This window comes from Nonomuraea sp. JJY05 (assembly GCF_043496855.1).
Classification (GTDB): domain Bacteria; phylum Actinomycetota; class Actinomycetes; order Streptosporangiales; family Streptosporangiaceae; genus Nonomuraea.
Genome location: NZ_JBIEIS010000042.1, coordinates 1 through 16,777 on the forward strand (window position 1 = coordinate 1; position 16,777 = coordinate 16,777).

General features: G+C 68.3%; 8 protein-coding genes. 4 read left to right on the plus strand and 4 right to left on the minus strand.

The window, feature by feature from the left end; all coding sequences use genetic code 11:
- Positions 1-452 (plus strand): tetratricopeptide repeat protein (locus ACFKCF_RS46265; RefSeq protein WP_394501743.1); only part of this gene is annotated, 452 nt, incomplete at its 5' end.
- Between the two features lie 418 nt (positions 453-870).
- Positions 871-1,173, plus strand: a complete 303-nt coding sequence (locus tag ACFKCF_RS46270) for a tetratricopeptide repeat protein (RefSeq protein WP_394501744.1) — start codon at positions 871-873, stop codon at positions 1,171-1,173.
- On the opposite strand, the gene ACFKCF_RS46275 is transcribed toward ACFKCF_RS46270, so the two are convergent.
- Positions 1,174-1,662 (minus strand): phospholipase A2, encoded by a 489-nt coding sequence (locus ACFKCF_RS46275; RefSeq protein WP_394501745.1) that lies wholly within the window; start codon positions 1,660-1,662, stop codon positions 1,174-1,176. It abuts the gene before it with no gap.
- A gap of 922 nt (positions 1,663-2,584) precedes the next feature.
- Here ACFKCF_RS46275 and ACFKCF_RS46280 point away from each other — a divergent pair.
- A complete protein-coding gene (locus ACFKCF_RS46280) occupies positions 2,585-2,788 on the plus strand; it encodes a hypothetical protein (protein WP_394501746.1) in 204 nt (67 codons plus the stop codon).
- A 196-nt stretch (positions 2,789-2,984) separates the two neighbouring features.
- Here the strand turns inward: ACFKCF_RS46280 and ACFKCF_RS46285 are convergent, their stop codons facing one another.
- The gene (locus ACFKCF_RS46285; protein ID WP_394501747.1) at positions 2,985-3,455 is read right to left on the minus strand and encodes a hypothetical protein; all 471 of its coding nucleotides are present in this window, start codon (positions 3,453-3,455) and stop codon (positions 2,985-2,987) included.
- Positions 3,456-3,495: 40 nt separating this feature from the next.
- Between ACFKCF_RS46285 and ACFKCF_RS46290 the strand changes: the two genes are divergently transcribed.
- Positions 3,496-3,648, plus strand: coding sequence for a transposase (locus ACFKCF_RS46290; RefSeq protein ID WP_394501748.1), 153 nt, complete (start codon positions 3,496-3,498; stop codon positions 3,646-3,648).
- A gap of 211 nt (positions 3,649-3,859) precedes the next feature.
- Here the strand turns inward: ACFKCF_RS46290 and ACFKCF_RS46295 are convergent, their stop codons facing one another.
- Both ACFKCF_RS46295 and ACFKCF_RS46300 read right to left on the minus strand, forming a co-directional pair.
- Positions 3,860-10,156 carry an RHS repeat-associated core domain-containing protein gene (locus ACFKCF_RS46295; protein WP_394501749.1) on the minus strand — a complete coding sequence of 2,099 codons (6,297 nt, stop codon included), beginning with the start codon at positions 10,154-10,156 and terminating at the stop codon, positions 3,860-3,862.
- 88 nt (positions 10,157-10,244) lie between these two features.
- Positions 10,245-15,818 carry a LamG-like jellyroll fold domain-containing protein gene (locus tag ACFKCF_RS46300; RefSeq protein WP_394501750.1) on the minus strand — a complete coding sequence of 1,858 codons (5,574 nt, stop codon included), beginning with the start codon at positions 15,816-15,818 and terminating at the stop codon, positions 10,245-10,247.
- Between the last annotated feature and the right edge of the window lie 959 nt (positions 15,819-16,777).

The following is a 16,777-nucleotide window of genomic DNA, read 5'->3' on the forward strand; positions in this document are numbered from 1 at the left end:
CGACAGCGAGCGGCCTGCGCGACTACCAGGCGATGATCCTCAACGGCCGGGCCGCGGTGCTGATCAGAATGGGCCGGCTGGACGACGCGATCGACGCGGGCCGAAGAAGCTTGGAGATCTGGGTGGAGTTCGACGATCCCCACGGCGAGGGAGCGGCGACCGATACGCTGGCCGATGCCTGCCGACGCGCCGGCAGGCTCGCCGAGGCCGAGGCCGGATACCGGAGGGCGGCCTACCTCCACCACAAGGCCGGTGCCCGCGCGGTGGAGGCCGTTTCTCTGTGGGGGCTCGGCGACACCCTGTACGATCTTGGACGGCAGGACGAGGCGCGGAAGTGCTGGCACCAGTCAGCTCGGATTCTGTGTGATGTCCACCTCCTCACCGAGGAGGAGCTGGAGGTCCTGCTCGCCCAGGACCTCCCTCAGCCTCCCGACCCCGTCAAGCACTTCTAGCGCGGCGCAGGCCGCTGCACACCAAGCCCCGGATCCGCCTCCCCTCGGGGAATCCGGGAGAGCGGCCTGCACAGAATCAGCAGAGCATGTCCACGTCGACGTATACCGAGTGGTTGTAGCGACGCTCGCCGGTGTCAAAGGTCACCCGCTTCTGACTTGCAGAGGTTGAGAACGTCCCCTACCACGATCGCAGAACTCCGTCTCCATCCCGATACGAGATTCTGACCTCAGCCCGCTGCCGACAGCGGTCTGCGCTGTTCGTGTCTGAACCGTTCCTGTGACCGACCTCTTGCCGTCGAAGTTGTCGCAGATCCAGTAGGCCAGCCTGTCTCCAGAGGTGAACTGGGTCGGCTTTTCCCCAGCAGGTGCCTGCGTCGGCGGGCGCCGTGGTCGATGACGGAGGACCCGGGCGATACCGGTGGCCTCGGCATCGCCCACGACACCCTCGCCGACTCCTACCGCGCGCGGCCTGCTGCGCCAGGCCGTCGAGGAGTACCGGCAAGCGATCAAACTCCAGCGCGAGGCCGGATTCACCATGGGCACCGCCGTGTCCCACTGGCGGCTCGGCCACACCCTGCACGACCTGGGGCGGCACGAGGAGGCCAGGGAGTCCTGGCGGGAGTCGCTGGACCTCCTGCGCGAAGCTCGCCCCCGTCGAGGTGACGGACTACCTCGCGCAGCCGGTCCCGGCACGCCGGAGTCGATCAGGAACCAGCTGTGACTAACCGAACAACTTGACCGCAGCGTAGAACTCGTACGCCACGGTCTTGCAGGCGACCTTCTTCGCGCCGGAGAAACGCCCGTCACACGTTCTCTTCATATCTCCGTGGAATGCCGAATCCACGCCCTTCTTGTATGTGTTCTTCCAGCTGCTCGTAGTCGCAATTTTCTTGACGTTTCGGTAGCCGAAGTCGTGCCGGGTGCAGGGAATCAGGAAGATGAGCTTCCAGGCGTCGGCGTTCTTTATTTCCTTCGGGACCGAGCAGCCGTTGGAACTCCAGTCGAACTTGTAGGCCTTGACGGCCTCGGTGTTCCGGTTCGCACGAGCCTTTGCCCACTTGTCGAAGCTCGACTTGGAGTCCTGCGTGAGCTGCACCGCCATCATAAGCCGCTCCGCATTGCTCTTGTCCAGTGCCGTGGCCTGCGCCGGAGTGGCCAGCACGGCGCTCGCTGCCAGAGCTGCGACGGTAACGGCCAGTGTCTTTTTCATGGTTACTCTTTTCTACGCCAAGGGGAATGCTGAAAAGAGTCACATCGCCGCTGGGCTCAGCGCAACAGAACATGTCGCGATGGCTGACGGAACATACCTCAGACATACCGGCTCATGGAATTCAGGCCGGGTTGACGTATCCATGGCTCCTTTGGCGATCGTGTAGTGAGTGCCGGTGAAAGCGCGGGGTCTCCGGCCACCGCCAGCGCCGCCGCGCCGCCCACCAGAGGTGAAGTGCGCCTTTGGCACGTCACGCAGCGTGACCAGCTCGTCGGTGTCCTGGCCGTTGCGCAGGCCGAGATACTTCAGAGTGGGGAAGACCGAGCCCGACAGCAGCGGCGCCAGATCGGCGGGTCTGGTGCCATCGTTGTCCGACGATGCTCAGCCGTACGTCCGACTTCTCGATCCTGCGAGCCGTCGCGGTGCCTTTCGGGACTGACGCCCACCACGTGGTGTTCCCCACGCCGGCCGCGGTGCCATGCCGCTTAGCACGGCCTACGGCTCCCCGCTCCTGCCCGATGGGGCTCATCGGCAGTGACCGAATGCAGGTTGCCGGCCGACGTGCTGGACCCCGCTGTCTCGTCTCGCCCACGCGGAGATCGGCGCGTATCTGCACGCGAGAGCCGCCCTTGTGGGCGTGCTCGCCCGACCGCGCCCACCGCATTGGCCGCGCCGGACGGGAACACGACGACCCTGGCGCTCCGCACCATACGGACGGCGGCACGCGCGACAGGGCCGCTGTGCGCCCGTGATCAGCGATTACCGCAGCAGCCTGTGCCGAGCGCCATTCGCTTCGCCCTGTTCACCGCCGCATCACCCCTGTCAAGGGCACCAAGAAACGAGGACGACGCACGCTATGGCCGAGGGAGGCACATTCAAACGCTGTGTGCCGCGACAGCGATGGCAAGGAACTCGGGCAGAAATGCCCCAACTCCGCCGCTCCGACGGCGGGTGGAGCTACCGGATCCAACTCCCGCCCGGCCCCGACGGCAAGCGGTGCGGGCCGCTGCGCCGCGGCGGCTTTGCCACCCAGGACGCAGCCAAGGGCGAACTCGGGCACGTGCGCGACCTGCTCGCGCTGGCCGACCCGCGCGAGCCGCCACCCGCACCCAGATCGCCGACCTGATCAAACGCACCCTGGCCGGGACCAACACACTCCCGAACGCGGAAACCATCCGCCGAAAGATCAAGTCCGGGCAGCATCTGACCCAGGAGATCACCGTCGAGCAGTGGCTGGCGGAGTTCCTCAACCACATGCGAAAGATCGAGGAGACCACCCGCCGCTCCTACGAAGGCCACACCCGCCTCTACCTCACCCCCATCTAGAACAGTTGCGGCTGGATCAGCTCAAGGTCAGCGACATTGCGTTGATGTTCGAGCAAATCGAGGAGTTCAACGACACCATCACCGAACGCCGCACCGAACCCGACCCAAAGGTGCGCGAGAGCGTCAAATACCGGCGGCCGATCAGCATCGCCACCATGCACCGCATCCGCGCCGCCCTGCGGCGCGCGCTCAACATGGCCATGCGGCAAGACCGGCCCTTCGACTTCAACCCGGCCGCCGTGCTGGAGATGCCGGCCAAGACCCGGCCCAGAGCGCTGGTGTGGACCGACGACCGAATCCGTGCCTGGCAGCAGGACGACCGCGAATACCGCCAGGCGGAAAAGCAGCGCCGCGCCGGTAGACGGGTCGATCCGATCGACGCCTACACCAGCGTGCCGCGCCCGTCGTCGGTGATGGTGTGGACGCCTGCTCAGACCCGCCTGTTCCTCGAAGAAGCCCGACGGCATCGCCTGTCTGCCCTGTATCAGTTGATCGCGCTGCGCGGGGATGCGCCGCGCGATCGATTCCCGTCCCTGGCTGACGGTGTTCTACCTGCCCTCCTACGCGCCGGAACTCAACCCGGCCGAGGGCGTGTGGTCCCACCTCAAACGCAGCCTGGACAATCTCGCCCCGCCACTCTCGATCAACTCGGCGCGCTGACCCGCATCCGGCTCAAGCGGATGCAGTACCGATCCAGCCTGCGGGACGCCTTCTTCATTCACACCGGCCTGACCGTCACCAGCGGCCCGTCATGAACCCTGACCTTTCAACCTCTGGGCGGGTTCAGGGTCGACGTGAGCCCGCCTGCCGTGGGTGGGGGAAGCGCCCGGACGGTGACCGCCCGGGCGCCGGACGTCCCTGCTCAGCCTCCCTAGTGATAGGACGACCAGACGAAGGCGCTCATCTTGTCCTGGAACCAGCTCACCGGATTGCGCAGCCGTACGGACTTCGTCTTGCCCCGTTGATGGTTGACGCTTATGGGGATCTGGCCTTTGACCACGGAGTCCAGGCTTTGCGACACGCCGTAGCTGACGTCGGCGCCTCCGCCCGTGATCTCGCCCTTGCTGTTGGTCATTGCGTATCCGCCACCACCCCAGCCCTTCTTCGACTCGTACGCGATCCCGGTGTAGCTGTCCCACGTGCCCGGCGTGGTGGACATGCCCTCGATGGTGGAGTGGCTGTACATCACACCGCCGGTGGCCTCGGCACCGATCGAGGTGGACAGGCCGGTCTTGAAGGTACCGGCCAGGCCGACGCCCTTCCTGTCGAAGACCACGCATCCCTCCACGCCGAACGATGCGGCCAGCTTGAGTCCGAGTCCCGCGCAAAGACCGACGGTGCCCTTCTTCGGCTTGCTCGGCGCCGGCGGCTTGGCCGGCTGCTGCTCCGGCGCCCGAGGGGTCAGGTCGGGGATGCCGGGCTGCCGCAGCAGCGGCTTTTGCCCCGGCGCGACCGGCCCTTGGAGGTAGGCCCACTGGCGGGCGGCGACGAACCAGTTGCTGACCGCGAAGTAGAAGCGCTGGAAGAAGATGTTCAGATACACGTGAACCAGGTAGAGGTTCTGCCGCATGAGGAGGTTGTAGTTGCCGTACCGCACCCAGAACTGGCGGTAACCGAGCAGGTAGTAGGTGACGTAGGGGAAGCGGCCGTCCGGGTCGGACATGGACGTGGGATTGTTGTCGGCGTAGTTGTAGCCGTTCATCTGCTGCGAGCGGCCCATCTCGATCTCCGGGTCCACCGAGATGAAGCGGCCGGTGTTCGGGTCGTAGCCGCGCGCGCCGAGCGTCGTGAGGTCGGTGGTGGAGTCGACGATGCCGCCGACAAATCCCTTCTCGTTGCCGTCGGGCCACTGGCCCTGGCCGGTCCTCATCTGGCCGAACGGGGTGTAGCGGCGCCGGCTCACCGAGCCGTCGGTCGCGTTGATGGCCAGTTCGGCGGTGCCGTGGTGGTCGTTGACGAGGAAGGTGACGCCCTGGCTGGTACGCATGGCGTTGCGGTGATACCGGACGGCCTTGGCCGCGCTCTGGCCTTTGGCCAGCCGTACTTCCATGTCCGGCAGGTAGAGGGTGGTGCCCGCCGGATCACGGCGCAGCAGCCGCTCGCCGTCGGCGGTGTAGAGGAAGGTGGTCTCCCCCTTCTTGTCGTCGACGACCTTCACCAGCTCGCCTTCGGCGTCCCAGTGCAGCGTCTGGTTGCCGGCGGAGGTTCTGCGTTCGGTGGTGTTGCCGACCAGGTCGTAGCCGTAGGACTCGGGGTTGCCGCTCACGTCGGCGAGCTGGTGTCCCTTGTATCTCGGATCGACGCCGGGGTTGCCGGCGTAGTGGTAGCCACGCGTGGCGGTCTGCGCGCCGCCCGAGGGTCCCGCGCCGTAGTGCGTCTCCATGGTCCGGTTGCCGGTGTCGTCGTAGGTGTAGTTCACCCGGTACGGCGACGGCCCGGCGATCGTGGCCTGCCCGGGGTCGGCCGCGCAGGTGGTGCCTTCCTGGGTCCAGGCGTCGACCAGCCGCTGCAGGTCGTCATAGCGGAAGCACTGGTTGTCCACGCCGTCCCTGGAGGTGTCGACGGCCTGGAGCAGGTTGCCGGAGTCGGTGTAGCGGTACTCCACACTCCGGTCGGTCCCGGCCATGCCGGCGTGCGCGGTCGTGGCCTTCTGCAGCCGCTGCGTGCCGTACTCGTAGGTGAAGGTCTGGTCCACCTGCTTGCCGCCGGCACCGATCGACAGTTGCTGGCCGATCTGCTTGCCGGTCTTGGTGTAGTCGACGCCGACGAGGTAGGTCGACAGGTTGGATCCCGTCGCGACCAGCCGGCCGAGGTCGTCGTAGGCGAAGGCGATGTTCTCCGCCGGCAGGTCGCCGGCGGCCGGGCTGCTGGCGGCCTTGACGCTGCCGTCCAGGTTGTAGGCGGTGTCGAAGACGTAGCCGCCGTCAGGAGCCAGCGCTCCCTCGTCGCTGGGGAGCAGGATGCGCTTGCGGGTGGGCCGGTTCAGGTTGTCGTAGATGTCGACCTGGGTGGTGTACCTGGCCGTCCCCACGATGCGCGTGGCGCTGGTGAGCTGGCCCTTGCGCACCGTGTCGTAGACCCACTCGGCGACCTTGACGCCGGGACTGGCCGTGGTGGCGTCGTACAGGCCGGTCCTGCGGCCGATGCCGTCGTAGGCGACCGAGAGCTTCTTGCCCCGGGCGTCTTCGGTGAGGACGAGCTGGTCGACGTCGTTGTAGGCGAACTTGGTGACGCCCTTGTCCGGGTCGGACGTCTGGATCTTGCGACCGCGCAGGTCGTAGGTCGTGGTCCAGACATGGTCGCCGGGACCGGTGACCGAGGACTCCCGCCCGCGGTGGTCGTAGCGGAAGAGCGTGGCGATGTGGCCGCCGGTCCGGTGCTCGCGAACCTCGGTCTTGCGGTCGTGCGCGTCGGTGAAGGTGGTGACGGGCGTGCCGCCCGCCGGTGGGGTCACCTTGGTCCAGTTCCCGCCGTACTCGTAGCGGGTGTGCCACTTCTCCTGTGCGTCGCTGCTGCCCACCAGCAGCCGGTCGGCCGTCTTGCGGCCCTGGCCGTCGTACTCGTGGACGTGCTGGGTTTCGATCTTGCCCGGGTCGGCCACGCCGAAGACCTCCGGCCTCGGCTCGCCGTCGGCGTAGTAGCTTTCGTAGGTGCGGTCCACCTGCCCGGCCGCGTTGTAGAAGGTGTCGGAGATCAACCGTCCCTTGGTCGTGCCGTCCCGGCCCGCCGCCTGGAGCTGCCGCTGCCGCAGCCACCCGTCGTACAGCGTGTAGGACAGTTCCTGGCCGCCTTCGGCGGTGAGGGACTTGGCGGAGACGGCCACGACCGCGTTGGGCCGGATGAGGTAGCCGTACTCCTTGTCCGGCACGGCGGAGGTCGGCCGCCCGCCCATCCACACCTTGATCAGGTGACCTGCGGCGTTGTAGCGGATGGTGGTGGTCTTGCCTCCGGCGTCGGTGTCGCTGACCGGGCTGCCCCACGCCGGGTCGAGCACCTTGACGGTGGTGTGCGCCGTGGCGGCGTCGCCGGCCTTCGCAGGCGGGGTGATCACCTCGACCTTCGTGGTCAGGCCGTGGGTCTCGGTGTACTTGGTGGTCGTGGTCCTGCCCGCGGCGTCGGTGACCGTTTCCGGCCGGCCGTACGCGTCGTAAGTGGTGCGTGTCGCGGCGAGGGGCGTCACAGTGGTCGCCGTGGCCTCCTTCGCCTTCTCCACGAGGGTGGCGTCACCCAGGGTGGGGGCTGCTCTGAAGGCGCCGTCGTCGTAGGAGGTGCGCTCCTCCGAGATCAGGTCCTTGGCCAGGTCGGGGGTGTCGGCGCAGCGCCGTGCCACGGTCCTGACCTGGGCGGGCTTGGCCCGCACCCGGGTGCCGTCGGCGGTGAACGTCGTGGTGACGCACTTCTCGTCGCCGGTGACGGCCAGGTCGCCCTCATCGTCGATCTGGCTGGGCTCGCCGGTGCCGAGGTTGAAGGCGTTGACGGTCGACCTGGTCGCCCGCCAGCCGTTGTCGAGCTTCTTCAGCGTGCGGGTGCCCGCGACGCCGGTGAGGTTGGCGGTGACGGTGATCGTGCCCTTGTCGATCGTGCGGGTGCGTGAGGCGGTCTGGTGGTGCCAGGGCCGGTTCATGGTCTTGGCGACCGGCTCGCCCTTGGCCTTGTCGTAGATGATCGTCTTGAGGGTCAGGCCCTGGAGCGACTCGTGGTCGGGGTAGGAGCCGCCCTCGCCGTCGCTGACGGTGACGTTCTTGGCGCCGCCGTCGGCGTTCAGGCGGTCGCCGTCCATGCCTTGGAAGAACCAGTGGTCGGTCTGGGTTGGGGCGGCGCTGGTGACGCCGGTGCGCACCCTGACCTTGTCGTAGCCCTGCCACTGCGACCAGGTGCGGTACTTCTCCTTGGTGAGCCCGTCGTCGTCGGTGAAGTGCCAGGCGGGCTCGCCGATGCTGTAGTCGTAGTCGGTGACCATGTCCGGTGAGCCGCCCGTGAGATCGGTCTGCACCAGCTGGGTGACCACGTACTTGTGGAACCAGTCCAGCGTCGGTTTGGCATCGCCGCTGGTGCGCTCCCACATGACGGGGAAGCAGCGGCGGTGGTTGGTGGGCGGGCTGGGCGTGTCACCGACGCGGCAGTCCTGCGGGGAGTAGTTGACGTCCAGGACGCCGCCGGTCTCGTTGGTGATGGAGCCGACCCGGTTCTTGATGAACGGGCCGACGTCGTCACCGAGGGTGTCGACCCGGTTGGCCAGCTGGGTGTAGGCGAAGCCCACCGGCGGCATCACCACCGGCGTGGGCCCGGCGTGGCCGGTGTGGACGATCGACTTCAGGAGCAGCTGCCGGTCCACGTCCGCGGTGCCCCAGTCGTGGGAGAACGACCAGGAGTCGACGGTACGGTAACCGGAACCGTCACTCTCGATCACCTTGCTCGCGGCCTCGACGACCCGCTTGCGCGTCCAGAACGTGGGCGAGGACGCCCCTCTGTAGTCCTCGCACTTGGTGCCGGCCTTGCAGTTGAGGTCCCAGGGGACGTCCTCCCAGTAGGCCGGATGGTCGTCGATCTTCGACTCTGCGCAGTCCTCGGCCGAGCGCAGGCACCGCTCGGCGACCTTGAAGTCCACCCGGGCCGGGGCGCCGGCCGGGTAGGGGTTGCCGGCGTTCAGGCCGTACTCGACGCTCTTCAGGTAGCCGCCCCTGACGTAGGGGGTGTCGTCCTCGGCCCGCAGGTTGCGGCCGTATCGGTTGCCCTCCTGCTCGTAGTAGTAGACGATCGCGTTGCCGTGCGGGTCCTCGACGTAGTCGAGATTCCACCGCCAGGCCTGCTGGCACCACGACTTGGCGAAGGTGTCGCCGTGGCAGGGCTCGCCGGAGTCGTCGCCGAAGATGGGCACGGTCCAGGTGGACCTGGTCTCGGCCTTGCCGGAGGCCCAGCCCTTCATCCGGTTCTTGCCGAAGTAGTAGCGCTTGCCGTCCGGGGCGGTGACCACCCAGTACTCGTTGTTGTCGTCGCCATTGTTCGTGTCGGTGTCGGATCCGGTCACCTTGGTGATCCGGGTGCCGTCGTCCTTGCGCAGCTTCCACTCGTTCTGGCCGGACTGCACCAGCTCGCCGCCCTTGCCGCCGAGCGTCATCACGGCGTTGTCGTAGCCCCAGCACTGGTCCATCGGGTGGACGTCGTAGGTGTCGTCCTTGGGTACGCCGTCGTCCTTACACGAGCGGTACTTGCGTTCGATGTAGCCGGGCCACAGGTCGAAGCCGTCCCCGACCTGCGAGCCCTGGTTGTTCGAGCTGGAGGTACGTCCGTCGATGGACGAGGAGGAGTAGGCCACGACCAGCTCGGGGGTGAGCCCGCCCGGCACCGGAGGCATCCGCAGGGGGTACGACCAGGTGAAGTCGCCGGTCTGCGTGCCGACCTGCCAGGTGGCCGAAGCCGCCAGCTCGGTCGCCTTGTAGTCGCCCTTGGAGCTTTCCGCGCCCGCGACCGCCGCGAACACGGCCGGTTCTGCGGCGATGCCGACGTCGGCGGTGACCGTCTTGGCCTGGGCGTCGTTGGCCGACGGCACCGGTGCGGCCGTCCGGCATTCCGGCAGGTCAGGGGTGGTCAGCGCGCACGCGGGCAGGCCGACGAGCCGTACCCGTGATCCGAACGCGCCGCCGAAGGCCTCGGCGAACCCGGAGTAGTCCAGCCGCAGGCCCACCTTTCCCGGCGGGCCGCCCGCCTGGCCGACGGTGAACATCACGCCGGTGACGCCGGTCCGCGCGGCCGCCGCGCGGTCCAGCATCCGCACCCGTACCTTGCCGGGTTCGGCGCCGCGAGCCTGAGTGGCCTCCGCCGGGGCGGAGACCCAGATCGGCAGCTCGCCCGCCCGCCGGGCGTCCCCTGCCTGCCGCGCGCGGGTCTCGCCGCCAAGCGTGACCTCGGCTTCCCCGACGGCCGGCCAGCGCACGACCGGGTCGGGAGCGCGCGGGGTGTCCTTGCGCGGCGTGACCTTCAGAGATGTGCCGGGCACCACGACCTCGTGGTCGACCGGTTTGGGCGGTTCCTGGGTGGCGGCCCGGGCCGTGCCGGACGCCGGCGTGGCCGCCAGCAGCCCGGCCACCAGGGCGGTCGTGAGTCCTAAGGAAAGGAGCCGGCGGACCGGCCCGGTTCCCACCCGCGTCATGACACCGCGGACAGTCATGCGAAACCTCCGAGCGAGTCGTGGAGTCAGGCGTCGTCGAGTCAGGCAGGGCGGGCCGGTGGCGGCGAGGCAACCGGCCCGCGTCGGGTCAGCCGGGGATCGAGGCGATCTCCGTCGGCACCGCCAGCATGTCGATGAGCTGCTGTGAGGCCATGCCACGCAGCACCCAGACGTCATCGATCACGCCGGACCAGGCCTTGCCCGCCGGGTAGGCGCCGCCAGCGAGGCTCCGGCCCACCTGGAGCGAGGCGATGGGGCCGAAGGGCCGGGTGCGGTGGCGGAAGGACAGGTTGTCCGCGCCGCTCGCGGCCTCCTTCACCCCGTTCACCCACAGCGTGACCGTGCCCTCGGTCGCGTCGTAGGTGACGGCGATGTGGTCCCAGTCCCCGAAGTTGCCCTGATGGAACATGGAGTGCTCCACGCTGGCCGTGCTCGCGCCGGCGCCGTCCTTGTCCGGCACGTCCAGCACATAGCGCTGCTTGCCCGGGTCGTACCTGACCGTGATCGCGCTGTTGTGCGATCCCGCCAGGCCGAGCACGGTCATCGACCTGTTGGGCTCTCCGGGAGTCGACACCCACGCCGAGACAGTGAAGCTGTCGCGGGTGTCGATCACCGGCCCGGTCGCCGCGGCGTAGTCGTTGTTGCCGCCCGGCAGTTCCAGCGCTCCGCTGGGGGTTCCGGCCGGGGACTTCACGAGCACCTTGGCGAAGTCCGTGGTGATCCTGGCGGCGCCGTTGAGCGTCAGCGGGTAGGCGACGCCCAGTCCCGTGTCGGCGCTGCTGGGCGGGGTGCCGGTGGCGGAGTTGAGGTGCCACTTGCTCTCGACCACGGGCTTGATCGTGTACAGGTCCCGCGCCTCGTCGGCGGTCACCACCCGGTCGAAGACCCGGACGTCGTCCACGGTGCCCGGCGTGTAGTTGGCGAAGTTCCCTGCGTACAGGCCCCGACCGATCTGGAAGGCGTTGCCCGCCGCCCAGGCCGCCGAGCTCATGTCGCCGGGCACGCCCTCCACGCCGTTGACGTAGAGCCGCAGTTTCTTGGTGACCACGTCCTGCACGCCGACCAGGTGGGTCCACCCGCCGGGCTTGGCCGGGTCCTTGGAGTACGCGGTGCCGGCTCCGGCGGTGTTCGTGTCGGCCTGGACCCGCCAAAGCTTCCACTTCTTGTCGCCCGGGTCGTACTTCAGGTAGAAGGGCGAATTGTGCGTCGCGGCCTGGCTGGCCACGACGAAGTGGGTGGTGGGCAACGTGGCCGGCATCTTCACCCATGCCGACACGGCCAGGTTCTTGGTGGTGTCCACCAGCGGGCCACTGGTGGCGGCGTAGGAACTGGTGCCGTTCAGCCGCATCGCCGAGCTCAGCGCTCCGGGCACGCCGAGTGCGGCGCCGCCCTGCGGCGTGGCCGGATGGGCACCCTGGGCGTCGGCCAGCTGGGTCGCGCCCGCCGCCTCGTCCAGTTTCCAGTGCGCTTTCGGGCCCTTGCCGTCGGCGACCCAGAACTCGTAGGTCCCGGTCGACCAGTTGTTGGCGGCGTCCCAGGCCGTCACGTACAGCGTGTTCAACCCCGCGTGCGTGGGCATCGCCTTGATCGATTCGGTGGCGGTGGTCTTTGTCTTCGCCGTCCCCTCGGCGGGATCGGTGTTCATCGCCCACGCGTACTTGCTGACCCGGGCGTCGAGGGCGATCGTGAACGTCCCGTAGCGGCCCACGCCGTCGGCCGGGACCTGGTCAGGGTTGGCCGGGTCGAGGGCCGGATACCCGTCGGCGCCGGTGGAGGTGACCTTCGGCTCGGGCAGAGCCCTGGCGTCGTAGACGAAGTAGCAGGCCGTGGCGTTACCGTCCCAGCTCCACGGGCTCCACGCCCGCCCGTCGAAGGCGCGGACCCCCCAGTGGGCGACGACGCCCTGCGGGATCAGACCCTTGGGGACCACGATGCTGAAGGAGGACTTGCGCGGGCCGTGAGCCGACATCTTCTTGACGGTGCCGAGGTTCTTGACCTTCTGGACGCCGTTCTCCGTCCAGATCACCTGGAATTGCGCCTTGAGCTTCTCTCCTTCCACGCCCTTGTTGTCGGGGTCGGTGAGGTTCTTGGCGAACAGGGTCGGCAGCCGGTTGAACGTGGCGGGGCTGCCCGGGGCGCGGCAGGCGCCGCCGGGGCTGGAGGACAGCTGGCTCATCTTCGGCTGTGACGGCGGGCTGTTGTAGTGCACTCGGACGAAGGCGTCGCGGTCGAACCGCTTCCAGGCGAGCTGGTCGTCGCCGTCGCGGGCCCGCAGGCCGAAGGTGGTGTTCGACCAGCCCTTCCTGGCCGCCTCCTGCAGCGCGCTGGTCACGTTGAACAACACGTCACCGGCGGGGCAGCCAGAGCTCCATCCCTTGGCCACGTTCCGGCTGTCCAGCCTGCGCACCCAGTTGTCGGAGGTGGAATTCCAGGTGGAGCCCGTTCCGAAGGCCTTGGCCAGGTGGATGTCCACGATCCGCTTCTTGCACGAGACCGCGAAGGTCTCCTGGGCGTGGAACTCGGCGGAGATGATCTGCTTGTGCGCGAACCTGGCGGTCGGGACGCGGTAGAACAGCCGCTTCTCGTACCAGCCGTTGCAGTAGCGCCCGGCGGGCGGGTAGTCCCTGGGACAGCGGCCCACACCCTCGTTCTTGCCGAAGTTGTACTTCGCCCAGCCCGCGCTGGAGACCATCAGCCGGGCCGAGGCTCGCGGGGTGTCCCACATCGGGTCGATGTAGAGGGGGAAGGAGGTGTCGGCCCCGGTGAGCAGGGCCGGGTCCGGCTTGAGCGTCATCTCTCCGCCGGCGACCGCCGTGGTCACCGTCGCGATCTTGGAGGTGTCGCCGGGCTGGCTGGCCGAGGCCTCCGTGACGGCGTTGTCGGCGAAATCCTCGTCCGGCCCGTCCTGCTCGCCGGCCGTCAGAGCCTGCTGAGTGGGGGGAGCGGTGGAGTCCCACATGATCGGCACCGGGGCCTCGTAGACCACGGCGCCGGTGGTCTCGTCGACCGCCTGCTGGGTGCCGTCGTCCGCCGTCCGCACGCTGAGGCCGGGCGCGGACAGCCCCAGCGTGATGGTGGCCAGGCGGGGATCCCTGGCCGCCGCGGCGGTCTTCACGACCAGCACGTGGGAGAAGCCCTCCGGCTCCACCCGCAGCCGCAGGTCCACGTCCGGGCCCAGGACGCCTGGGTAGACGGCGGAGTCGCCGTCCAGCCATGGCTTGGGCAGCGCCGTGGGCCAGGTCAGAGACATCGGCCGGCCGGCCCGGTTGATCGTCACCAGCGGGCCGGTGCCGCCGCCGGACAGCCGTATCTCCGTCGGCGTCGCGTTCGGCACGATCGCCCCGTCGGCCAGCTTGTGCAGCTTGGTGTCGACGGGCGTCCAGGCGCCGTCCTTGACCACGCGGACCGGCTGGAAGTGTTCCTTGGAGGTGAAGCTGCCGTCGGGGGTGGCGTACACCTCGCGGGTCTCGCCGCGTTCCGACAGCACCTCGACCAGCTGCCCGCTCGCGGCCGCGGCGGCGAGCGCCTCCACCTCGGTTTGCTTCGGCTCCTTGGAGGTGCCCCAGGTGTTCTCCACCAGGGAGATGTTGTCGAGGTGGACGGTGATCGCGCCCTTGCCCCCGAGCTGGAAGATCACCTCGGCCGCAGTGGTGTCGACGGTGGAGGTGAACGGGAAGGAGTAGCGCTGGCGACCCGTCTCCAGCTCGACGCTCTGGGCGAGCGCGGCGCTGTACGGCGCGTCCCCCTCCTGCACCGCCACCTGGATGGCCACGTCAGCCGAGGCGCGGGCGTCGAAGGACATCGTGTAGGTGCGTCCGCTGATCAGGCCGCCGGTGAGCTGCGTGACGACGGCGTCGCCCGGTTCTGCCGTGCCGTCGGCGACGCTCGCCCGCAGTTCCCCGCCCTCCACGGCGAGCGCCGGGTTGCCCGACGACCACCACGGCATGATTGACGGCTCGTCCAGCGTCCCGTTGCGTACCAGCTCGGTCTTGGCCGGCTCGTCCGGCCAGGCCAGCGCGCCGAGCCTGACCGGCTCGCCGGATGGCACGCCGAGGACCGCGGCGACGTCGGCAGGAAGCGCCGCGCCCGCCGACTCGGCCGGGCTCCCCGGCACCAGCCGGTAGTCGCCCGCCGCCGCGTTGACGACGTAGCCGCTCTCCTGGTAGCGGGAGTTCGCGTCGCGGCCGGTCGCGGCCTGGAACTCCGCCAGCGACGTGTAGTGGATGCTCGAGCCGGTCACCCGTGACCACTGCACGAGTGTGCCGGGGGTGTCGGCTCCGGCGCGCGAGTACCCGTTGTGGTGCATCTGAGCGGCCGGGATCATGCCGTCGCCGCCGACCCGGCGCCCGGACTCACCGGTGTTGTTGTCCGTAGTGTTGACCAGCGGCGCGGTGCTCGTGCCCCCGGCGATCACGTTGTTCATCAGGGTGATGTCCGCGGTGTCCCAGGTGATGCCCAGCGCCTTCTCGGCATCGGTCGGGCAGACGTCGTCCTCGCCCGGGCACGTCGGCCGCGCGTCCTCCTGCACCGCCATCGCCTGCGCGTTGCCGATGGAGGTGTTGTTGATGATCCGCACCTTGTTCGAGCCCAGGATGCTCAGGCCGGTCATGCCGTTGCCGGCCAGCACATTGGAGGCGATCAACGCCTGCCCCGAGACCTTGTAGTGCAGGCCGTGGCGGGAGTTGGCGCGGATCAGGTTACGGATGATCGTCAGGTTGTGGCACGACAGGTCACACCATAGGCCGACGCCTTGGTTGGCCTCGAAGACATTGTCGCGCACGGTCGTGTTGGTGACCCGGGTGGCGTTCATCCCGGCGCCTGCCAGGTGGTAACCCTTGGAGAAGCCGAGCTGCTCGGTGTTGTTGCGCAGGACCCGGTTGCCCTCGACCGTCAGGTTGGCCGACTGGTGCGCGCCGATGCCCGTATAGCCGTTCTCGGCGATCGCGTTGCCGCTCACGCGAACGTCATCAGCGTTGATCAGCAGGCCCGACGCCGCGTTGTGGATGATTGTGTTCTTTTCGAACACCATGCCCTTGGCCTGGGCGATGAGCGCGGCGGGTTCCTTGTTCTGGTTCTGGCTGGTGCCGTAGTGGGCGAAACCGAGCCCGCGCACGACCGAGCCGTCGGCGCCGGCGAAGAAGTGCATGCCGTTCTTCTTGGCCGTGATCTCGACCCTGCGCCCGGACGGGTCGCTGCCAATGTAGGTTTTGTCCGCGGGCCCGTCGTGGAAGAAGGTGCCGGCCTTGACCTCTTCCCTGGTGGCCACCTGACGCAGCGGCTCGCCGTCGACGAACACCATCTGCGGGTCCCCGCCGACCGGGTTGTCGTCGTTGAAGTGCAGCGGGTTCATGCACTCGTCGTAAGCCGGAGCGGTGGCCCGGCACACACTGCCCGGGTTCCAGCCGTCCAGCCGCCAAGCGTTGCCATCCACCGCCAACTGGTTCTGCTGGATCTCCGAGCTGCCCTTGAACCAGACCTGCTCCCCCGGATACGGCTGCAGCGTCACCGGCGCGGCGACGTTGCCCAGCCGTTCACGGTATTCCCCGGCGCGGAACACGATCGTGGTCATCTTGCCCGCCGTGGCCTTGGCCGCCGCCGCCCCGGCGGTCCGCAGCGGAGCCTCCTTGGTGCCGGCGTTGGCATCATTTCCATTCAGGGCCACAAAGAGTGCGTCCGCTGGAATGGGATACGACGTAGGAATGATCGATAACGGGGATGTCACCCCTGTGGCCGACGCCGAGGTGGCGGCGGCGGGCTTCTCCCCGGGGCCCGATAAGGTCAGGACACTCGCGGCGATCATCGCCAGCGGGACGGCGAAGGCCGCACCCCGTAAACCCATGAATTTCCTCCTAGGCCGGTTTCTGGGCAGGTTGGGATCGTGACCACGGCCAGCCGTGGTCACGTGTGGCAAGGGCTCATTGCCCTAGGGCAGGGTCTCGGCTCGCTGCCTGCCTGGCGGGTGATCGTGCGTCATCATGGCCCCGGCGATCTGTTGGGACCCGCGGCGACCGAATGTGCCACTCACCGGGCACGCCGACGGGAGGGTGTCCGCGCATGGCGCATCTCGGCAACGGGACTTTCAGGCCTCGCCGTTGGGTCGAATCGAATCTCGGAAAAGTTCTACAAGGGAGTCAGCAAAGGAGCATGGCAGGCGAACAGGACAAATTTCGACAGTCGTTTTCTCGCACCCGTTACCGAATCCGACATTCGGCGTCACGATATCGATCAATGTGTCCCGGGTCGTCCACCCAGGATTTGAGAATGGCCGTCCATCCACCGCAGTAGGCCGTTCTAGAACTCCACCCGGCGCAGTAGCCTTCGGGAAGCCGATGCCAGGCCTTCCCCCGGCGAACGGCCCCCGGCGAACGGCCCCCGGCGATCAGCTTCGCGTCCCCGAGCAGATCCTTGCCCCGGGTGGTCCTTGCCGCGACGGGACAGCAGCCAGGGCATGCTCGCGGGACCGCGCACTCACATAGTTCACAACAGTACTCAACATCTACCTGCCTCCTTTCGCCGGTGGTCGATCAGCAGGGGACGGAATCATGAGGCCGGCCGCGATCGTCAGCAGGCGCCGACCCCGAACTGCAGGCAGGCCGGGACAGGTCACACGTTCGTGTGCCG